We start from the raw sequence: 18,847 nt of genomic DNA, 5'->3' as shown, positions 1-18,847 counted from the left end.
ATGACGGCGTCACCGGACGCCACCGGCCGGGCCCGGCGCATCGCGATCGTCGGCGGCGGCCCCGGCGGCCTGTACGCGGCGGCGCTGCTCAAGCGCCTCGACCCGGCCCGCGAGGTCACCGTCTGGGAACGCAACGCCCCCGACGACACCTTCGGCTTCGGCGTCGTTCTCTCCGACGAGACCCTCGGCGGCATCGAGCACGCCGACCCGGTGGTCTACGAGGCCCTCCGCAGACAGTTCGTGCGCTGGGACGACATCGACATCGTCCACCGCGGAGTCCGTCACACCTCCTCCGGGCACGGCTTCGCCGCCCTCGGCAGGAGACGGCTCCTGGACGTCCTGCACACCCGCTGCCGCGACCTCGGCGTCGAGCTGCGCTTCCGCTCCGAGGCGCCGCACCCGTCCCGGCTCGCCGCCGATCACGACCTCGTCATCGCCGCCGACGGTGTGCACAGCACCACCCGCGAGGCCTACGCCAATGTGTTCCGGCCCCATGTGGCCTCGCACCGCTGCCGCTACATATGGCTCGCCGCGGACTTCGCCTTCGACGCCTTCCGCTTCGAGATCGCCGAGACCGAGCACGGCGTCATGCAACTGCACGGCTACCCCTACGCGCCCGACGCCTCCACGGTGATCGTCGAGATGCGCGAGGAGGTGTGGCGTGCGGCCGGATTCGCCGACCTCGACCCGCAGGCGTCCCTCGACCGCTGCGCCAAGATCTTCGCCGACGCCCTCGGCGGCCGCCCCCTGCGCTCCAACAAGTCGGCCTGGACCACCTTCCGCACGGTCGTCAACGAGCGCTGGTCGCACGGCAACGTCGTGCTGCTCGGCGACGCCGCCCACACCGCCCACTTCTCCATCGGCTCCGGCACCAAGCTCGCCGTCGAGGACGCCCTCGCCCTGGCCGCCTGCCTGGCGGAACAGCCCTCCACGGAACAGGCGCTGGCGGCCTACGAGGAGGAGCGCCGGCCCGTCGTGGCCTCCACCCAGCGCGCCGCCCGCGCCAGCCTGGAGTGGTTCGAGAACCTCGGCCTGTACCTGGACCAGCCGCCCCTCCGGTTCGCCTTCAACCTGCTCACCCGCAGCCGCCGCGTCACCCACGACAACCTGCGGCTGCGCGACGCCCGGTTCACCGAGGCCGTCGAGCGCGAGTTCGGCTGCCCGCCCGGCACGCCCCCCATGTTCACCCCGTTCCGGCTGCGCGGCCTGACCCTGCGCAACCGCGTCGTCGTCTCGCCCATGGACATGTACTCGGCCGTGGACGGCGTCCCCGGCGACTTCCACCTCGTCCACCTGGGCGCCCGCGCGCTCGGCGGGGCCGGACTGGTGATGACGGAGATGGTGTGCGTGAGCCCCGAGGGCCGCATCACCCCCGGCTGTACCGGCCTCTACACCGGCAGGCAGGGCGAGGCCTGGCGGCGGATCACCGACTTCGTGCACCGGCAGGCGCCGGGCACCGCGATCGGCGTGCAGCTCGGCCACTCCGGCCGCAAGGGCTCGACCAAGCTGATGTGGGAGGGCATGGACGAGCCGCTCCGGGAGGGCAACTGGCCGCTGGTGGCCGCCTCCCCGTTGCCGTACAAGCCCTTCAGCCAGACCCCGCGCGAGCTGACTCGTGCTCAGCTGACCGACATCCGGCAGCAGTTCGCGGTGGCCGCCGCGCGCGCCGCGCGGGCCGGCTTCGACCTGCTCGAACTGCACTGCGCGCACGGCTATCTGCTCTCCGGGTTCCTCTCCCCGCTGACCAACCGCCGCACCGACGCCTACGGCGGCTCGCCGGAGGGGCGGCTGCGCTTCCCGCTGGAGGTCTTCGACGCCGTACGCGATGTGTGGCCGCAGGAGAAACCCATGACCGTGCGCATCTCCGCCACCGACTGGGCCGAGGGCGGGACCACGGCCGCGGACGCGGTCGACATCGCCCGCGCCTTCGCCGCGCACGGCGCCGACGCGATCGACGTGTCGACCGGGCAGGTGGTGGCCGACGAGCGGCCCGAGTTCGGGCGGTCGTACCAGACGCCGTACGCGGACCGCATCCGGCACGCCACCGGCGTACCGGTGATCGCGGTCGGCGCGATCTCCTCCTGGGACGACGTCAACTCGCTGATCCTGGCGGGCCGCGCCGACCTGTGCGCGCTGGCCCGCCCGCACCTGTACGACCCGCACTGGACGCTGCACGCGGCGGCCGAGCAGGGCTACGGCGGCACGGCCGCCGTCTGGCCCGCCCCCTACCGGGCGGGCAGCCGCCGCCCGCAGACCGGGCGGACCGACGCCCCCAAACCCCGGCTCACCCTGGGCGGTTGAGGTCGGCCATGCCCGCGGTGAGCGTCGCCCCGTCCGCCGGGTCGATCAGGACGAACGCGCCCGTGCGCCGGCAGTCGGCGTAGTCGTCCAGCGCGAGCGGCTCGGCGGTGCGCAGGGAGATCCGGCCCAGGTCGTTCACGGACAGCTCGGGTGCGCCGGCCAGGTCCTCGACGACCGCCTTGACGGTCCTGGTCGTGTGCCGCACCAGCACCCGGTCGCCGACCCGCAGCGGACGGTCGGCCAGGTGGCACACGGCCGCCCGGACGCGCTGGGTGAGCACCGGGACGTCGACGCCCGCCGTGATCATGTCGCCGCGCGAGACGTCCCGCTGGTCGGCCAGGCGCACGCTCACGGACTGCGGCGCGCAGGCCGCCGGGGCCGCCGTGCCCAGCACGTCGATGCCGGTGATCTCCGAGGTCGCGCCGGACGGGTGCACGGTGACCCGGTCGCCGACGCGCAGCGCCCCGGACACCAACTGGCCCGCGTAGTAGCGCTCCTCGCCGTGCCGGATCACGTACTGCACCGGGAAGCGGGCGGGGCCGCCGGCCGCCCCGGCCCCCACGGGCACGGTCTCCAGGAACTCCAGCAGCGCCGGGCCCCGGTACCAGTCCATGTGCGCCGAGCGTGCCACGACGTTGTCCCCGGCGAGCGCCGAGACCGGGATCGGGGTGAACCCCGGGAGTCCCGACTCGGCCGCGTCACCGGCGAACTCCTCGACGATCCGCTCGAACTCCCGCTCCTCGTACCCGACCAGATCCATCTTGTTGACGGCGAGGACGACGTGCGGGACGCGCAGCAGCCCGGCGACGGCGGCGTGCCGGCGGGTCTGCCCGACGACGCCGTGACGGGCGTCGACCAGGATGATCGCCAGGTCGGCCGTCGAGGCGCCGGTGACCATGTTGCGGGTGTACTGCACGTGGCCCGGCGTGTCGGCGAGGATGAACCGGCGGCGCGGGGTGGCGAAGTAGCGGTGGGCGACGTCGATGGTGATGCCCTGCTCGCGCTCGGCGCGCAGGCCGTCCGTCAGCAGCGCCAGGTCGGGACCCTCCTGGCCGCGGCTCGCGGAGGCGCGCTGCACGGCCTCCAACTGGTCGGTGAGGACCGACTTGGAGTCGTGCAGCAGCCGTCCGACGAGCGTGGACTTGCCGTCGTCGACGGAGCCGGCCGTCGCGAACCGCAGGGTGTCGATGGCCGGGGTGTCGATGGTCGGGCTGTCGATGGCCGTGGTCGCGATGGCCGTGGTCCCGATGGCCGTGGTCCCGATGGTCGTGCCGGTCATGGCTAGAAGTACCCCTCGCGCTTGCGGTCTTCCATCGCGGCCTCGGAGAGCTTGTCGTCGGCGCGGGTCGCGCCGCGTTCGGTCAGCCGGGAGGCGGCGATCTCGGCGATCACCTTCTCGACGGTGTCGGCGCCGGAGTCGACGGCGCCGGTGCAGGACATGTCGCCGACCGTGCGGTAGCGGACCTGCCGCTTCTCCACGGTCTCGCCCGGCTTCGGCCCGCCCCACTCGCCCGCGGTCAGCCACATGCCGCCGCGCCGGAACACCTCGCGGTGGTGCGCGAAGTAGATGGACGGCAGCTCGATCTGCTCGCGGGCGATGTACTGCCAGACGTCCAGCTCGGTCCAGTTGGACAGCGGGAAGACGCGGACGTGCTCGCCGGGCGCGTGGCGGCCGTTGTAGAGGTTCCACAGCTCGGGCCGCTGGCGGCGCGGGTCCCACTGCGAGAACTCGTCGCGGAGGCTGAACACCCGTTCCTTGGCGCGGGCCTTCTCCTCGTCACGGCGTCCGCCGCCGAAGACCGCGTCGAACCGCTCGCTCCGGATCCTCTCCGTCAGCGGCAGCGTCTGCAGCGGGTTGCGGGTGGAGTCGGGACGTTCGCGCAGCACACCCCGGTCGATGTAGTCCTGTACGGAGGCCACATGGAGGCGCAGCCCATGGGCGGCGACCACACGGTCCCGGTAGTCGAGCACCTCGGGAAAGTTGTGCCCGGTGTCCACGTGCAGCAGCGAGAAGGGCACCGGCGCCGGCGCGAACGCCTTCAGCGCCAGGTGCAGCATGACGATGGAGTCCTTGCCGCCGGAGAACAGGATCACCGGCCGCTCGAACTCGCCCGCGACCTCCCGGAAGATGTGCGCCGACTCCGATTCCAGGACGTCCAGGTGGGACAGACCGCGGTTCACACCAGCCCCCGCTCGGCCAGCACCGCGTACACGGCGCCGGCCGACTCCTGCGGGGTCTGCTGCTGCGTCGGCAGGACGAGGTCCGGGTCGGCCGGCGGCTCGTAGGGGTCGTCGACACCCGTGAGCCCGGTCAGCCGCCCCGCGGCCTGCCGCGCGTACAGCCCCTTGACGTCCCGCTCGCTGCACACCTCCACCGGCGTGGCCACGTGCACCTCGATGTACGGCGTCGCGCTCGCCCGGTGCCGCTCGCGGACGGCGGCGCGGCTGTCGGCGTACGGCGCGATCACCGGGACGACCGACAGCACGCCGTTGCGCGCGAGCACCTCGGAGACCAGGCCGATGCGCTGGACGTTGGTGTTGCGGTCCTCCCGGGAGAAGCCCAGGCCGGCGGAGAGGAAACGGCGTATCTCGTCGCCGTCGAGGACCTCCACGCGATGTCCCTCGGCCTTGAGCCGTTCGCCGAGGAGGCGGGCGATGGTCGTCTTGCCCGCGCTCGGCAGCCCGGTGAGCCAGACGGTGGCTCCCTGAGCCCTGCCCGTGGTGGTCATGCGCAACGGTCCTCTTTCTCTACCCGGCGGACGGTTCGTGGAACGCTAGGTAAGAAACTTGAGAAGAGGGACAGAACAAGCTGAGGGTTCCATAAGTGACCGGTGATGTGCCTGAGGTCACAGTCCGCGAACTCGGCCCCTTGGGTCACAGCCCCGCGAACTCGGCCCCCGCGTCCCTGAGCCGCTCGTGCAGTCCGCGGAACACCGCGGCCGAGCGGGCGCCCGGCCAGTCCCCGGGCAGCAGCCGGGCGGGCAGGCCGGGGTCGGTGTAGGGCAGGTGGCGCCAGGAGTCCAGGGCCAGCAGGTAGTCGTGGTAGGCCTCATCCGGCGGGGTGTCCGTACGCCGCTCCCACGCCTGGAGCACGCGCGCGTGACGGTCGAGGAACGCCTCGTGCTCCTTGGCGATCGCGGCCAGGTCCCACCAGCGGGCCACCGCCTCGGCGGTCGCGGCGAAGCCGAGGTGCTCGCCCCGGAACAGGTCGACGTACGGCTCCAGGCGCAGCCGGCGCAGGGTGTGCCGGGTCTCCTCGTACAGTCGTGCCGGGGCGATCCACACCCCGGGCGCCGCCGTGCCGAAGCCCAGGCCGGCCAGCCGCGAGCGCAGCACGTGGCGCCGCTGCCGCTCCGATTCCGGGACGGAGAACACCGCGAGCACCCAGCCCTCGTCCTCGGGCGGGGAGGTGGCGTAGATGCGCCGGTCGCCGTCCTCGAGCAACTGCCGTGCTTCCGGCGAGAGTTCGTACCCGGCCGCGCCCCGCGCCGTGCGGGCCGGCAGCAGCAGCCCGCGCCGTTTGAGACGGGAGACCGACGAGCGCACCGAGGGCGCGTCCACGCCGACCGCGGCCAGCAGCCGGATCAGCTCGGCGACGGGGACCGGGCCCGGTACGAAGCGGCCGTAGGCGCCGTAGAGCGTGACGATGAGAGACCGTGGTGCATGCTGGTCGGACACGTTGATCATCTTAGGTCGTCGGCCGGCATCACGGCCGGTCGGGGCGGGTGCGCAGCCGGAACCTCTGCAGTTTGCCGGTCGCCGTGCGCGGCAGCGCGTCCACGAACACGATCTCGCGCGGGCACTTGTACGGCGCCAGTTCCGACTTGACGAAGTCGCGCAGCGCCTCGGCGTCCCGCGCGGCGCCCTCCTTCAGGACCGCGTAGGCCACGGCGACCTGGCCGCGCGCCTCGTCCGGCCGCCCCACCACCGCCGCCTCCAGCACGCTCGGGTGGCGCAGCAGCGCGTCCTCGACCTCCGGCCCGGCGATGTTGTACCCGGCCGAGATGATCATGTCGTCGGCGCGGGCGACGTACCGGAACCAGCCGTCGGCCTCCCGGACGTAGGTGTCGCCGGTGATGTTCCAGCCGTCCCGGACGTACTCCCGCTGGCGCGGGTCGGCGAGATAGCGGCAGCCGACCGGGCCCCGCACGGCGAGCAGCCCCGGCTCCCCGTCGGGCACCGGCCGCCCGTCCGCGTCCTGCACGCGCGCCTGCCACCCCGGCACCGGCACCCCGGTCGTGCCGGGTCTGATCTGCTCGTCGGCCGCGGAGACGAAGATGTGCAGCAGCTCGGTGGCGCCGATGCCGTTGATGATGCGCAGGCCCGTGCGCTCGTGCCAGGCGTGCCAGGTGGCGGCGGGCAGGTTCTCGCCGGCGGAGACGCAGCGGCGCAGCGACGAGACGTCGTGGGAACCGAGGGCGTCGAGCATGGCGCGGTAGGCGGTCGGCGCGGTGAACAGCACGGAGACCCGGTGTCCGGCGATCGCGGGCAGCAGCTGCCGGGGACCGGCCTGTTCGAGCAGCAGCGCGGCGGCCCCGGCCCGCAGCGGGAAGATCACCAGCCCGCCGAGGCCGAAGGTGAAGCCGAGCGGGGGACTGCCGGCGAACACGTCGTCCGCGCGCGGCCGCAGCACGTGCCGGGAGAAGGTGTCGGCCACGGCGAGCACGTCCCGGTGGAAGTGCACGCACCCCTTCGGACGGCCGGTGGTCCCCGACGTGAACGCGATCAGCGCGACGTCGTCGGCCGCGGTGCCGACGGCCGGGAACGGGGCCGACGGCGCCGGGCGGTTGAGGAGGTCGTCGGGGGTGTCGCCGCCGTAGGTGGTGATGCGCAGGCCGGGGATCTCCGCCCTGGCCAGGTCGTCGACGGACCGGATGTCGCACAGGGCGTGCCGGACCAGCGCCATCTCGCAGATCACCGCCAGCTCGTGCGGCCGCTGCTGCGCCAGCACCGTGACCGCCACCCCGCCCGCCTTCAGCACCGCCAGCCAGCACGCCGCCAGCCACGGTGTGGTCGGGCCGCGCAGCAGGATCCGGTTGCCGGGCACCACTCCGAGGTCGCGGGTGAGGACGTGCGCCAGGCGGTCCACGCGGGCGCGCAGGTCGCCGTACGACCAGGAGGGGCCGGCGGGCGTGTGGAACGCCGGGCGGCCGGAGTCGGTCCCGGCCAGCAGCTCGGCGGCGCAGTTCAGCCGGGCGGGGTAGCGCAGCTCCGGCAGGTCGAAGCGGAGTTCCGGCCACTCCTCGGGTGGCGGGAGGTGGTCGCGCGCGAAGGTGTCGACATGGGCCGAGTCGTGCATGCCGGTGCCCCCTTGCCGGGTGGGCGTCATGGCGGGCGTCAGGACGGGCTCGCGCAACGAGCGTATCGTCTTGGTGACGGCAGTCAATGCTCCGCGATACCGTCGGGGGAGTGGCCGCCCGGCCGCGCAGGAGCGGCCGCGGGCCCGCGGCGGAGAGGACCGGCGATGCCCGCATTCTCGCTCGACCCCGCACAGACCGCCTGGTGCGCCGAACTGCGCTCGCTGGCCGCCCAGCGGCTGCGCCCGATCGCCGAGAAGGGGGAGCCGGGCCACGTCAACCGCCCGCTGGTTGCCGAGCTCGGCCGGCTCGGCCTGCTGGAGCGCCTGTTCACCTCGGGCGCCCTCGACCTCTGCCTGATGCGCGAGTCCCTCGCCCGCGCCTGCACGGAGGCGGAGACCGCGCTCGCCCTCCAGGGCCTGGGCGCCCACCCCGTCCATGCGTACGGCACCCCGGCCCAGCGCGACCGCTGGCTCCCCGGCGTCGCCGAGGGGACCACGGTGGCCGCCTTCGCCCTCAGCGAGCCGCGGGCGGGCTCGGACGCGGCGGCGCTCGCCCTGTCGGCCGACCCCGACGGCACCGGACGCTGGCGGCTCACCGGCGACAAACGCTGGATCTCCAACGCCCCCGAGGCCGACCTGCACACCGTCTTCGCGCGCACCACCCCGGGCGCCGGCGCCCGCGGCGTCACCGCCTTCCTGGTCCCGGCCGACCGCCCCGGACTCACCGGCGAACCCCTCGACCTGCTCTCCCCGCACCCCGTCGGCGCCCTGCGCTTCGACGGCGTACCGGTCACGGCCGACGACGTGCTGGGCGACGTCGACCGCGGCTTCCGCGTCGCCATGACCACCCTCAACCTGTTCCGCCCCAGCGTCGGCGCGTTCGCCGTCGGCATGGCGCAGGCGGCCCTCGACGCGGCCGTCGTCCACACCTCGCGCCGGGCCGCCTTCGGCGGGAAGCTGAAGGACCTGCAGACCGTCGCCCACCAGGTCGCCGAGATGTCCCTGCGCACGGAGGCGGCCCGGCTCATGGTCTACGCGGCGGCGACGGCGTACGACGCGGGTGCCCCCGACGTGCCCCGGCGCGCCGCGATGGCGAAACTGCTCGCCACCGAGACCGCGCAGTACGTCGTCGACGCGGCCGTCCAGTTGCACGGCGCGCGCGCCCTGCAACGCGGCCACCTGCTGGAGCACCTGTACCGCGAGGTGCGCGCCCCACGCATCTACGAGGGCGCCAGCGAAGTCCAACGCGCGATCATCGCAAAGGAGTTGTACGCGGAGGCGGACGTGGGGATGGACGCGGAGGCGGCCGTGGGGATGGACGTGGGGACCGATACGGAGCCGTACGCCACGGGGGGCGCCTCGTGACCGTCGAGCGCGTCAATCCGCCGGAGCTGTCGCCGCCCACCGGCTTCTCGCACGCCGTCGTGGCGACCGGGTCCCGCGTGGTGTTCCTGGCCGGCCAGACCGCCCTCGACACCGGGGGCGAGGTCGTCGGCGACACCCTGGCCGAGCAGTTCGAGAAGGCCCTCGCCAACCTCCTCGCCGCCCTCGCGTCCGCCGGCGGCACCCCCGCGGACCTCGCCCGCGTCACCGTCTACGCCACGGACGTCGCCGCCTACCGCGCCCACGCCCCGCGACTCGGCGGGATCTGGCGGGACCTGGCGGGGCGGGACTACCCGGCGATGGCGGTCGTGGAGGTCGTGCGCCTGTGGGACGACAAGGCGATGGTGGAGCTGGACGGGTTCGCGGTACTGCCCTGACGCGGCACCGGCACCTGACCGTGGGCTGTAACCGGACCCGCCCCTGGCCAGACCGCGGGCCGCGGACCGGCTCCGGTCAGGCGGCCACGGCCGGCTGCTCGACCGGCGGCCGGTGCGGCGCGACGGCCCGGCCGTCGGGCGTCAGCTCACCGGTGTCGTCGAACACGACGGTGCCGTCGCAGAGCAGGCTCCAGCCCTGTTCGGGGTGGGCGGCGACCACGTGCTGGGCGGCGCTGTCGGAGGAAGGGCACGAAGACCGGCTGGAACACATGGCGCACCTCCACGTCTGCGGGAATCACCGTGCCGGATCCCCTGGAAAGACGATGCTCCCGCCGCGCGTGGGCCGGAACGCCCTGCCGCGAAGCGTTTACAACACGCTGACATCCTGCGGACAGCACGCGGACAGCGAAACCCGGACAGCACCCGGACGGCACCCGGAAAAAGCACCCGGACGGCACCCGGAACACTCCCCCGGACGGTTCCACCACCGCCGGTGCGGACTCGCCACCGAAGGGGTGACGATGACGGTCGCGCCCGCCCGCGCCCGGTAGCAGTGGAAGCCCCCCATCCCCAGGAGATCTCCCATGCCCTTGCGCCCGGTACCCGGCGCGGCCGTCCTGCTCCTGCTGGCCGCCGTCCCCGCCACCCCCGCCGCCGCGGACCCGCACGAGACGGTGACCGTCGACCGGACGGGCCGCCTCGCGCCGGACGGCACCGTCACCCTCTCCGGCACCTACCGCTGTCTCGGCAGCACGGGCCCGGTCCACGTCAGCTCGTCCCTCAGCCAGGACTCTGCCGGCATCCGCCACGGCATCGGCGGCACCCGCGCGGTGTGCGACGGCGCGGAACACCGCTGGGTGAACACGGGCGCGCCCGGCACCCCGGACACCCTCGTCCCCGGCAGGCCCGGGTCGCGGCCACCCTGATGGAACTCCGCTCCGGGAACGGCCTGCCCCTGCCCAGCTTCCGCGCGGCACAGCAGCAGGAGGCGACACTCAAGAACCGCTGAACGGCTGAGCGGCTGAGCGGCTGAACAGCTGAACAGCCGAACAGTCGAAACGCCCGGCGCCCCGGCGTCGCGGTGGCGCCGGGCACCCGTCGGCCCCCGCAGGCGACCGCCGACGACCGCGGCAGCGCGTCAGCCGCCGGTTCGTTCCGTGTCGATGCCGAGCGACGCCCACAGCTCCCGCTCCTGACGGCTCGGCGGAATCGCGCAGTGCCGCTCCGGATGGCCGGGCGGGGGCCCCGGCGAGGGCCCCGACGGGGCTTTCCGGAGGGCGCGGTCGGCATCGGTGCCCAGGTCGACGTAGTGGACACCGGGCAGGGGACCGGTGAAGAGGACACCGAGACCGTTGAGCTGGATGAGCAGGTGCCTCATCACGACCGCGCCGGCCCTGCCGAGCCAGAACCTCAGCCTCATACCGGCACTCCTCTCCCGACCTGGTCCGGGGCCGTCACCCGGCGACCCCGTCGGCGCCATGCTCACCGCCCGGCCTGAAGCGTCGCTTAAAGCGGGGGCGGCGTGAATATTTCATGCCCCGACTCAGCCAAATTCCTAGCCGAGGACATGATCGGCTAAGTGTCTTTGCACGCGGTGACGTGTCACTGTTCCGGCAGGCGGAAGGAGCAGTGGTATGGAGATCGGAGTTCTCGGGCCGCTCGTGGTGGACATCTGCGGCACCTCCGTGGTGCCGAGCGCGGCCAAACCTCGCCAGATGCTCGCGCTGTTGGCTGTCAACGCGGGCGTGGACGTGAAGGTGACGACCCTGACGGAGGAGCTGTGGGACGCCAGTCCCCCCAGCGGGCCCGCGGGAGTCGTGCAGACCTACGTCAAGCAGTTGCGCCGGGCCATCGCCCTGGCTCTGGGGCCGGAGCACGAGCGTGCGCCGAAGGACGTCCTGAGCCGCAGCTACGCCGGGTACGTGCTGAACATGCCCACGTACGCCATCGACGCCGAGGTCTTCCAGCGGCTCACCGCCCGCGGGCTGCGGTCCCTGGCCGGCGGCGACGACGAGTCCGCGTCGCAGCTGCTGGGCGAGGCGCTCGCCCTGTGGCGGGGTCCGGTCCTCGCCGACGTACGGATCGGACCGGCGCTGCGCCTGGAGTCGCTCCGGCTGGAGGAGACCCGGCGTTCCGCGCTGGAGGGACGGATCACCGCCGATCTGCGGCTCGGCAGACATGCCGAGGTCATCGGTGAACTCCTCACGCTCACCGAGCGGTTCCCGCTGGAGGAGAGCCTGCACGGGCTGCTGATGCTGGCGCTCTACCGGAGCGGCCGCTCGTGGCAGGCGCTCGAGATTTTTCGAAAGCTACGCGCGTCGACCGTCGAGGAGCTGGGCATCGAGCCCTCCCTCCGGGTCCAGCAGCTGCACCGGGCGATCCTCGCGGCCGATCCCCAACTCGACCTCGTCGTACCGAGTTTGGCGGCCTTTTAGCGGACCCCGGCAGTGTGGGACCCGCGCCCGCCGGGCCCGGCCCACCGGGATCCGCATCCCACCCCCCACACCGCGCCATCCCCCCACCCACCCCCTGGACGGAACCGAGACGGACCACCCATGACGCGATACCTGTCCCGGAAGCGCCCGGACCACGAACCGGCCCCTGCGACACGGTTGTTCTGCTTCCCCTACGCGGGCGGCGGAGCGTCGGCGTACCGGCGATGGCAGCGCGGCCTCGACGCCCTGGACGCCCGAGTACGGGTCATGCCCGTGCAACTCCCCGGCCGCGAGGAACGGTTCGGCGAACCCCGGTTCACCGATCTGGACGCTCTCATCGACGACATGGACGCGCAGCTCGACGAGGAGCTGTCCGAACCCCACCTCTTCTACGGGCACAGCATGGGCGCGCTCATCGCGTTCACGCTGGCCCGGCGCCGGCAGCAGCGCGGCGCGCGTCTGCCCCGGGCCCTCGTGCTGAGCGCCTACCGCGCCCCGCACCTGCCGGCCCCGGCGATCGCCGACCCGGACGCCGGGGACGAGGCGCTCGTCGCCGGTCTGGCGGCTCTCGGCGGCATCCCGCAGACGCTGCTCGACCATCCCGAATTCCTCTCCGTGCTGCTCCCGGTGGCCCGCGACGACCTGCGGCTGTGCCTCGGCGGCACGGCCGCGCACACCGAGCCGCTGCGGGTACCGTTGCACCTGTTCGCCGGACGGGGCGACCGGCTCGTCAGCGTCGACGAGGTGCTCTCCTGGCGGCGGCACGCGGGCGCCGGCTACGCCGTGCGGACGATGCCCGGCGGGCACTTCTTCGTCAGGTCGCACGAGGACGTGTTCCTGCGGGAACTCGCCTCCCTTACCCGCCGGTACGCCACAACGCGGGAGCGGATCGGGGTGTGAACCGGCGCCGCCGCGGCCGGACGTGACAATTTCACGTTCCGGCCATGCGCGGGTCATGCCGGACTCCCGCCGTACGGGTATCACCACGCCCGTACGGCGGCGCCCCACGGTGCCCGCGGAACCATCGCGAAAGGAACAGCTGCGTGACCCACGACACCACCGAGGGCGCCATCAGGAGCTCGGCCTCACGGCAGGTCCGCATCGCCTGGGGCGTGCTGGCCGTCCTCCTCCTGATCTGGGCGGTGTTCGAGGCGGTGAAGTACGGCGGATGGGTGATCGTCGCGGTCGTCGCCGGCATCGTCGTGCCCGACCTGTCGTTCCTCGCCGGGCTCTCCGGCCCGCACCAGCACGGCCGGCTGTCTCCCAGGGCCGTCCCCCTCTACAACCTCCTGCACCGGCCCGTCGTCGCCGTCGCCGTCATGCTCGGCTGTCTGATCCCCGACTCGCCGGCCGTCGCCGTTCCCCTGTTCAACCTCGGTCTGGCCTGGCTCCAGCACATCGCCTCCGACCGGGCCTTCGGCTTCGGCCTGCGCACGGCCGACGGCTGGCAGCGCTGACGCGGCGCGACCCCGGTAGAAGACACGGTTCCCGGGCGGCATCGGTGCGCTTTGGCCCCGCGCAAGCCCCTGCTGCGAGGCTCGTCCGGTCCCCGGGGCGCGGCGACTCCCGCCGCCGCCCCGGGGCCGGACCACCGCACCCCAGTAACCGCTGAGCACTGTTGCCGGAGGAAACGCATGGACACGACGGAGACGACGGACACGACGGACACGACGGAGACTGCGCAGGGCGGACCGGAGACGGACCAGCCGATACTCAGCTACCCGTTCCACCGTCCTTCGGCCGTCGAAGTGCCTCCCGTGTACGAGGAGTTGAGGGACAAGTCCCCGGTGGCCCACGTTCGGCTGCCCAGCGGCGACGAGGGCTACGTGGTGACCCGCTACGACGACGTGCGCACCGTCCTCGCGGACGCCAGGTTCAGCCGGGCCGCCACCATCTCCCCCGACGCGCCGCAGCTCACCGGCACGCCCCCGGTGCCGGGCAGCCTGTTCACCACGGACGCGCCCGAGCACACCCGGCTGCGCAGGCTCGTCTCCCGCGAGTTCACCGCCCGCCGGGTGCAGAACATGCGTCCGCGCATCCAGGAGCTGACCGACGGTCTGCTGGACGAGATGGAGAAGCTCCAGGGCCCGGTGGACCTCAACGCGGCGCTGGCCTTCCCGCTGCCGGTGATGGTCATCTGCGAACTGCTCGGCGTCCCCTTCGAGGACCGCGACCGGTTCCGTGAGTGGTCGGACGCGTTCGTCTCGCTGACCGCGCACACCGCGGAGGAGACCGCCGCGCAGCGCCAGCAGATGATCGAGTACCTGGCCGCCCTGGTCGCGCGCAAGCGGGAGGAGCCGACGGACGACCTGATGGGGGCGCTCGTCGCCGCCCACGACGAGGAGGGCAGCCTCAACGAGTACGAGCTGATCGTGATGGCGGCGACCATCCTCGTCGCCGGTCACGAGACCACCGTCAGCATGATCGGCAAGATGGTCCTGACCCTGCTGCGCCACCCGGAGCACATGGCCGCGCTGCGCGAACACCCCGAGATGATGGACCACGCCATCGAGGAGCTGCTGCGGGTCAACCCGATCGGCGACGGCGGACCGCTGCGGATCACCCTGGAGGACGTCGAGGTCGGCGGCACCGTCATCCCCAAGGGCAGCGCCGTCCTGGCGGCGGTCTGCTCCGCCAACCAGGACCCCGCCCGCTTCCCCGGCGCGCAGGCGAACGAGTTCGACCCCGCGCGGCCCGAGGCCGTCCACCACGTCGCGTTCGGCCACGGCCCGCACTTCTGCCTGGGCGCCGCGCTGGCCCGGGCGGAGCTGCAGATCGTCCTCACCTCGCTGCTCGACCGCTTCCCGGGCCTGCGGCTCGCCGAGGACGTCGAGTCCCTGGAACTGACGACCGGCATGATGGTGCACGGCCTGACCCGCCTGCCCGTCACCTGGTGACGCGCCCGTCAGGCAGCACGAAGGCCCTGTCTTCCGGAGGGCCGGCCGCAAGGAACCGCATCTCACAGCCGGCCTGACGACGTAGTCGCGTACGTCGTCCAGGATCACGTCGGCGTCCCGGTCGATGCGGTTCGGCAGCCGGTGCAGGCGGTCCGGGCCCGTGTACCCGGCCGCCTCCGCCGGCGTCCCGCCGTTCTTCCGCACGACGCCGCTGACCAGCGCGGACAGCGAAACGCTGCTGGAGTGCTAGCGGCCGCGGCGGCGGCCCTTGGCGCGGCGAGGGTAGGGGAAGAGCCGCGGGCGGCGCTTGGCGGCCACGTCCTCGATCCAGCCGAAGAGCAGGATCGCCAGGCAGATCAGCGGCACGGCGATCACCAGCGGGGTCCACTGGCTCGCCAGCAGCCACTGCGCGTGGTCGTAGAGGAAGGTGTTGCTCCACAGAGGATCGATCAGCGGCTCGGTCAGCACCAGCGCGAAGGAGTGCCACAGATAGACGGTGACCGCGCGGGAGTTCAGCAGGCTGATCACGCCGTTGAACCGCTCCAGCGGCTTGGGCCACTGCTCCCAGGAAGGGCTCAGGTGGAGCAGCAGCAGTACCGCGCCGAACGACCAGATCGCCTGGGCGACCGGTACCCCTTCCAGGTCGTGCCCGGTCCGGGGGTTGTCCATCGGCGACCGCATCAGCCACCAGTAGCCGAACATGAGCACCAGCGGTGCCAGGGACGGCACGACGTACTGCGGGATCCTGCGCAACAGCCCGTCCTGGTGGGCCATGCCGAGCAGCCAGCAGGCTCCGAAGGTGGTGAAGTCGGTGGCGGCTTCCATCAGCCGGCCGGACTGGTCGACCAGGCCGGAGTTGATGACGAAGGCGAGCGCCAGCGGGACCAGCAGGGTGACCCAGGGCAGCTTCCGCATCGCCTTGAGCATGAGCGGCGACAGCAGCACGAACCAGAGGTAGGCGCGCAGGTACCACAGCGGCACACAGATCTGTTCGGCCCAGGAACTCGGCAGGTGGCCGCCGAAGGTGTGCAGCGATGCCCCGAACGGCGGCTCGCTGAGCGGCAGGACCCAGTAGGCCAGGTCGGCCCACCACCAGTTGGGGTGGTGGTGGTCGGGCCTCCAGCCCTCCAGGAGCATCAGAGGCACCACGACCGCGCCGAACAGCCACATCGGTGGCAGCAGACGGCGCAGCCGGCCGCGGATCACGCTCAGCGCCGGCCGGTTGAGGGACCGCACCATCAGCGACCCGGCCAGCGCGAACATGACACCCATGGAGGGGAAGACGATCGGCAGCCAGGTCCAGCTGAAGTTGTGGTAGATCACCACGCGGACCAGGGCGAGTGCCCGCAGCAGGTCGAGGTAGCGATCACGGCCGGGCTTGCGTGCGGGCGCCGGTGCGGCCGTCTCGGGATGCGGGGCCCGCTGCGCGGGAAGCGCGGCAGGGTCCATCACCCGCAGGGCGACGGTGTCGGAGGAATCCTGGATGCCGAAGGCACCTCGGTCCGCGGTATTCATGAAGACATCGCCCCCGTCGTGACGTCGAGCCCCACCTCGCCGGTGCGCCGCAGCTTCTGCCAGCGCAACCGGCCCCCGGTCAGAGCGGTGATGGCGGACTGCATCAGCACCATGTACATGAGCACCCGGTAGACCACCTGCTGGGCCGGGAGCGTGATCAGATGCCACGCCTTCTCCTTGTCCAGGTGGAAGGACCACCAGGCGCAGACGGCCTGCAGCGCCATCACCGCGAACCAGGCGGCCAGAGTCTTGTACGCGTCGACGAAGACCACGCCGTAGACCATGCCGATGTCGATGGCGGGCGCGAGCAGCGGGGTGACCACCATGAACAGGGCGACGAACGGCAGGCCCACCCGGCCGAAGTGGCCGGCCGCGCCGCGCTCCAGCACCGCGTGCCGGTGCTTCCACATCGCCTGCATGGTGCCGTAGCTCCAGCGGTACCGCTGCGACCACAACTGCTTCATGCTGACGGGCGCCTCGGTCCAGGCGCGGGCGTTCTCGGCGTAGACGATCTTCCAGCCGGCCCGGTGCAGGCCCATGGTCACGTCGGTGTCCTCGGCGAGCGTGTCGTCGCTCATGCCGCCGACCTGTTCCAGTGCCGTACGGCGGAAGGCGCCCACGGCACCGGGGATGGTCGGCATGCAGTTGAGCACGTCGTACATCCGGCGGTCGAGGTTGAAGCCCATCACGTACTCGATGTGCTGCCAGGCGCCGATCAGCGTGTCGCGGTTGCCGACCTTGGCGTTGCCGGCCACCGCGCCGACCCGCGGGTCGCCGAAGGGCTGCACCAGCTCCCGGACGGTGGACGGTTCAAAGACCGTGTCGCCGTCCATCATGACGATCAGGTCGTACGAGGCGGCGGCCACACCGGTGTTGAGGGCGACGGACTTCCCGCTGTTCGGCTGGCGGATCAGCCGGACCATCGGCAGGCCGAGTTCCTCCACGATGGCGGAGGTGTCGTCGGTCGATCCGTCGTCGACCACGATCACTTCGACGGGATGGTCGCTTCTGGCCAGTGACAGCAGCGTGTTGGTGATGCACTCCTGCTCGTTGTACGCGGGTACCACGACAGTGACCGGTTCGGTGACCGGGTCGCCCCAGGAGAAGCCCGGCTTGCGGGTGCGCCGCACATGGATCGCGGAGAGCACCAGCATCAACGCGAACCGCGCCATGACCAGCACTCCGACGACCGCGAGCAGGCCGACCAGCCAGGGCATCAGCCGCACCGAGAAGGTGGTGCACCACAGGAACGCCTTGCCGACCCACAGGTTGTAGCTGGTGACCTCGGTGTTGGCGGAGCCGGTGCCGAGCGCCTCCCCGATGGTCTTGAAGCTGTAGCCCTGCGCCTTGAGCTTCTCGATGACGACCGGCAGCGCGGCCAGCGTCTGCGCCCGGTTGCCGCCCGCGTCGTGCAGCAGGATCATCTCGCCCTGGCCGGGGAGGTCGGGCATGGCGGCCTTGACGATGGAGTCGACGCCGGGGCGCTTCCAGTCGTCGGTGTCCTTGTCGATGAAGGCGGTCAGGTACCCCTCCGCTCCGGCCTGTTTGGTCACCGGCCACGACCAGTCGTCCAGCGCGTCCACGGTGGAGGAGTAGGGCGGGCGGAACAGGCTGGAGTGGATGCCGGCGACACCGGCCAGCGCGAGCTGGGTCTCGCCCAGCTCCCAGGTGAGCCGGGTGCCGGAGTGCAGCGCGAGGTCGGGGTGGGTGAAGGTGTGCAGGCCGATCTCATGGCCGTCGGCCACGATCTGACGGATCAGCGCCGGATTGCGGGCGACCATCGAGCCGGTGACGAAGAAGTCGGCGCGGATGTCCTCGTCCTTCAGTACCTTGAGGATCTTCGGCGTCCACTGGGTGGACGGCCCGTCGTCGAAGGAGAGGACGACGGTCTTGTCCGGGATCGTGTAGTTGACCGGCTTGCTGTTCTTGTCGCCGCGCGCGTCGACGACCGGGCCGCCCTCCAGCACGCTGGTCGGGACGGTGCCCTTGTCCACGGAGACGGCGATGCGCTCGTCGTGGAAGACCTCGTTGTTCGCCATGCCCCGCAGCACCATCAGCGCCAGCAGGGTCGCCAGTACGGTCACCGGCAGAAAGAAACGCAGGGGCGGTGCGGCGAGTCGGCGCGGCCGCGCGATGGACTGCCGGGAGCGGTGACGGCGGGAGCGGGACATGGACTTCCTGGTCGGTCGCGGCGGCTACTGCGCGGCGGCGGTCACGGAGCCTGACGCCGCCGTACCGGCCGCCGGCGTCGCGGCGACCGGCGCGGTGGTGTCGCGTACGGCCGTTGTGGCGGTGGTGCTCCCGGCCGCACCGGGAGCAGCGGGCAGCGGAGCGTTCAGGTACTGGCTGGGCGGCGTGGTGTCCGCGCTGCCGGGGACGGTGAGCGCGGGCGCCTGCGACTGGGTTCCGACCAGGCCGGAGATCATCGCCACCACGAACCCGGTGCAGACGACGCCCAGCAGCCAGCCGAAACCGCGCAGACGCCGACCGCGCTGACCGGTCCGGTCCACAAAGACGGGAGCCGGCTCGACCTCCGTGGAGGCACTGCTCATCGACAGCCTCGAGCTTCCTTCATCGTGTTGCAGCTGCCGACTCGGCGCCGGCGAATGGAGTAAGTAGTGCGAAAAAAGTGATCAATGC

The 18,847-nt window shown here is 72.3% G+C and carries 17 protein-coding genes and 2 pseudogenes; 8 read left to right on the top strand and 11 right to left on the bottom strand.

Annotated elements, in window-relative coordinates; genetic code table 11:
* Positions 1 to 2,301: a bifunctional salicylyl-CoA 5-hydroxylase/oxidoreductase gene (locus tag AB0G63_RS11570; RefSeq protein WP_360747930.1), complete on the top strand. Its 2,301-nt coding sequence runs from the start codon at positions 1 to 3 to the stop codon at positions 2,299 to 2,301.
* Here AB0G63_RS11570 and AB0G63_RS11565 read toward each other — a convergent pair.
* From AB0G63_RS11565 to AB0G63_RS11545, 5 genes are all read right to left on the bottom strand, one after another.
* Positions 2,285 to 3,505 (bottom strand): GTP-binding protein, encoded by a 1,221-nt coding sequence (locus tag AB0G63_RS11565; protein ID WP_360748248.1) that lies wholly within the window; start codon positions 3,503 to 3,505, stop codon positions 2,285 to 2,287. The two genes, AB0G63_RS11570 and AB0G63_RS11565, sit on opposite strands and share 17 nt — an antisense overlap.
* A gap of 77 nt (positions 3,506 to 3,582) precedes the next feature.
* A complete protein-coding gene (gene cysD, locus AB0G63_RS11560) occupies positions 3,583 to 4,482 on the bottom strand; it encodes a sulfate adenylyltransferase subunit CysD (RefSeq protein ID WP_360747928.1) in 900 nt (299 codons plus the stop codon).
* Positions 4,479 to 5,030 (bottom strand): adenylyl-sulfate kinase, encoded by a 552-nt coding sequence (gene cysC, locus AB0G63_RS11555; protein WP_360747926.1) that lies wholly within the window; start codon positions 5,028 to 5,030, stop codon positions 4,479 to 4,481. Before cysC ends, cysD begins: the two co-directional genes overlap by 4 nt.
* 145 nt (positions 5,031 to 5,175) lie before the next feature.
* The gene (locus tag AB0G63_RS11550) at positions 5,176 to 5,988 is read right to left on the bottom strand and encodes a PaaX family transcriptional regulator C-terminal domain-containing protein (protein WP_360747922.1); all 813 of its coding nucleotides are present in this window, start codon (positions 5,986 to 5,988) and stop codon (positions 5,176 to 5,178) included.
* 19 nt (positions 5,989 to 6,007) lie between these two features.
* Complete coding sequence (locus AB0G63_RS11545; protein WP_360748245.1) at positions 6,008 to 7,600, bottom strand: AMP-binding protein; 1,593 nt, start codon at positions 7,598 to 7,600, stop codon at positions 6,008 to 6,010.
* A 165-nt stretch (positions 7,601 to 7,765) separates the two neighbouring features.
* On the opposite strand from AB0G63_RS11545, the gene AB0G63_RS11540 reads away from it, so the two are divergent.
* Together AB0G63_RS11540 and AB0G63_RS11535 are read left to right on the top strand one after the other, a co-directional pair.
* Positions 7,766 to 8,965: an acyl-CoA dehydrogenase gene (locus tag AB0G63_RS11540; protein WP_360747920.1), complete on the top strand. Its 1,200-nt coding sequence runs from the start codon at positions 7,766 to 7,768 to the stop codon at positions 8,963 to 8,965.
* A complete protein-coding gene (locus AB0G63_RS11535; RefSeq protein ID WP_360747918.1) occupies positions 8,962 to 9,360 on the top strand; it encodes a RidA family protein in 399 nt (132 codons plus the stop codon). The genes AB0G63_RS11540 and AB0G63_RS11535 overlap by 4 nt, the downstream gene beginning before the upstream one ends.
* 76 nt (positions 9,361 to 9,436) lie before the next feature.
* Here the strand turns inward: AB0G63_RS11535 and AB0G63_RS11530 are convergent, their stop codons facing one another.
* Positions 9,437 to 9,631 (bottom strand): DUF5999 family protein, encoded by a 195-nt coding sequence (locus tag AB0G63_RS11530; RefSeq protein ID WP_360747915.1) that lies wholly within the window; start codon positions 9,629 to 9,631, stop codon positions 9,437 to 9,439.
* Between the two features lie 313 nt (positions 9,632 to 9,944).
* Between AB0G63_RS11530 and AB0G63_RS11525 the strand changes: the two are divergent.
* Positions 9,945 to 10,369, top strand: a pseudogene (locus AB0G63_RS11525) (DUF6299 family protein).
* 129 nt (positions 10,370 to 10,498) lie between these two features.
* Here AB0G63_RS11525 and AB0G63_RS11520 read toward each other — a convergent pair.
* Positions 10,499 to 10,780, bottom strand: a complete 282-nt coding sequence (locus tag AB0G63_RS11520) for a DUF6059 family protein (protein WP_360747912.1) — start codon at positions 10,778 to 10,780, stop codon at positions 10,499 to 10,501.
* A gap of 214 nt (positions 10,781 to 10,994) precedes the next feature.
* On the opposite strand from AB0G63_RS11520, the gene AB0G63_RS11515 reads away from it, so the two are divergent.
* The 4 genes from AB0G63_RS11515 to AB0G63_RS11500 all read left to right on the top strand — a co-directional run bounded on the left by AB0G63_RS11515 (position 10,995) and on the right by AB0G63_RS11500 (position 14,692).
* A complete protein-coding gene (locus tag AB0G63_RS11515) occupies positions 10,995 to 11,795 on the top strand; it encodes an AfsR/SARP family transcriptional regulator (RefSeq protein ID WP_324785313.1) in 801 nt (266 codons plus the stop codon).
* A 120-nt stretch (positions 11,796 to 11,915) separates the two neighbouring features.
* Positions 11,916 to 12,695, top strand: coding sequence for an alpha/beta fold hydrolase (locus AB0G63_RS11510; protein ID WP_360747909.1), 780 nt, complete (start codon positions 11,916 to 11,918; stop codon positions 12,693 to 12,695).
* 143 nt (positions 12,696 to 12,838) lie between these two features.
* Positions 12,839 to 13,252, top strand: coding sequence for a DUF4260 family protein (locus AB0G63_RS11505; RefSeq protein WP_360747906.1), 414 nt, complete (start codon positions 12,839 to 12,841; stop codon positions 13,250 to 13,252).
* A 177-nt stretch (positions 13,253 to 13,429) separates the two neighbouring features.
* A complete protein-coding gene (locus AB0G63_RS11500) occupies positions 13,430 to 14,692 on the top strand; it encodes a cytochrome P450 (protein ID WP_360747903.1) in 1,263 nt (420 codons plus the stop codon).
* A gap of 75 nt (positions 14,693 to 14,767) precedes the next feature.
* Here the strand turns inward: AB0G63_RS11500 and AB0G63_RS11495 are convergent.
* The 4 genes and pseudogenes from AB0G63_RS11495 to AB0G63_RS11480 all read right to left on the bottom strand — a co-directional run.
* Positions 14,768 to 14,911 (bottom strand): annotated as a pseudogene (locus AB0G63_RS11495) (IS701 family transposase); the annotation flags it as partial.
* 27 nt (positions 14,912 to 14,938) lie between these two features.
* Positions 14,939 to 16,207 (bottom strand): acyltransferase, encoded by a 1,269-nt coding sequence (locus AB0G63_RS11490; RefSeq protein WP_360747900.1) that lies wholly within the window; start codon positions 16,205 to 16,207, stop codon positions 14,939 to 14,941.
* Positions 16,204 to 18,378 (bottom strand): glycosyltransferase, encoded by a 2,175-nt coding sequence (locus AB0G63_RS11485; RefSeq protein ID WP_360747897.1) that lies wholly within the window; start codon positions 18,376 to 18,378, stop codon positions 16,204 to 16,206. The genes AB0G63_RS11490 and AB0G63_RS11485 overlap by 4 nt, the downstream gene beginning before the upstream one ends.
* A gap of 24 nt (positions 18,379 to 18,402) precedes the next feature.
* Positions 18,403 to 18,759 carry a hypothetical protein gene (locus tag AB0G63_RS11480; RefSeq protein ID WP_360747894.1) on the bottom strand — a complete coding sequence of 119 codons (357 nt, stop codon included), beginning with the start codon at positions 18,757 to 18,759 and terminating at the stop codon, positions 18,403 to 18,405.
* Positions 18,760 to 18,847: the final 88 nt, after the last annotated feature.

The organism is Streptomyces sp. NPDC020996 (genome assembly GCF_040641355.1).
GTDB lineage: Bacteria > Actinomycetota > Actinomycetes > Streptomycetales > Streptomycetaceae > Streptomyces.
This window is presented reverse-complemented; position numbering and strand designations above follow the sequence as displayed.

Excerpts from the sequence above, each read along its gene's own strand:
- AB0G63_RS11550 (WP_360747922.1), bottom strand. The coding sequence starts at position 5,988 with ATGATCAACGTGTCCGACCAGCATGCACCACGGTCTCTCATCGTCACG.
- AB0G63_RS11515 (WP_324785313.1), top strand. The coding sequence starts at position 10,995 with ATGGAGATCGGAGTTCTCGGGCCGCTCGTGGTGGACATCTGCGGCACC.
- AB0G63_RS11530 (WP_360747915.1), bottom strand. The coding sequence starts at position 9,631 with ATGTGTTCCAGCCGGTCTTCGTGCCCTTCCTCCGACAGCGCCGCCCAG.
- AB0G63_RS11480 (WP_360747894.1), bottom strand. The coding sequence starts at position 18,759 with ATGAGCAGTGCCTCCACGGAGGTCGAGCCGGCTCCCGTCTTTGTGGAC.
- AB0G63_RS11545 (WP_360748245.1), bottom strand. The coding sequence starts at position 7,600 with ATGCACGACTCGGCCCATGTCGACACCTTCGCGCGCGACCACCTCCCG.
- AB0G63_RS11485 (WP_360747897.1), bottom strand. The coding sequence starts at position 18,378 with ATGTCCCGCTCCCGCCGTCACCGCTCCCGGCAGTCCATCGCGCGGCCG.
- AB0G63_RS11510 (WP_360747909.1), top strand. The coding sequence starts at position 11,916 with ATGACGCGATACCTGTCCCGGAAGCGCCCGGACCACGAACCGGCCCCT.
- AB0G63_RS11570 (WP_360747930.1), top strand. The coding sequence starts at position 1 with ATGACGGCGTCACCGGACGCCACCGGCCGGGCCCGGCGCATCGCGATC.
- AB0G63_RS11500 (WP_360747903.1), top strand. The coding sequence starts at position 13,430 with ATGGACACGACGGAGACGACGGACACGACGGACACGACGGAGACTGCG.
- cysC (WP_360747926.1), bottom strand. The coding sequence starts at position 5,030 with ATGACCACCACGGGCAGGGCTCAGGGAGCCACCGTCTGGCTCACCGGG.
- AB0G63_RS11540 (WP_360747920.1), top strand. The coding sequence starts at position 7,766 with ATGCCCGCATTCTCGCTCGACCCCGCACAGACCGCCTGGTGCGCCGAA.
- AB0G63_RS11520 (WP_360747912.1), bottom strand. The coding sequence starts at position 10,780 with ATGAGGCTGAGGTTCTGGCTCGGCAGGGCCGGCGCGGTCGTGATGAGG.
- AB0G63_RS11490 (WP_360747900.1), bottom strand. The coding sequence starts at position 16,207 with ATGAATACCGCGGACCGAGGTGCCTTCGGCATCCAGGATTCCTCCGAC.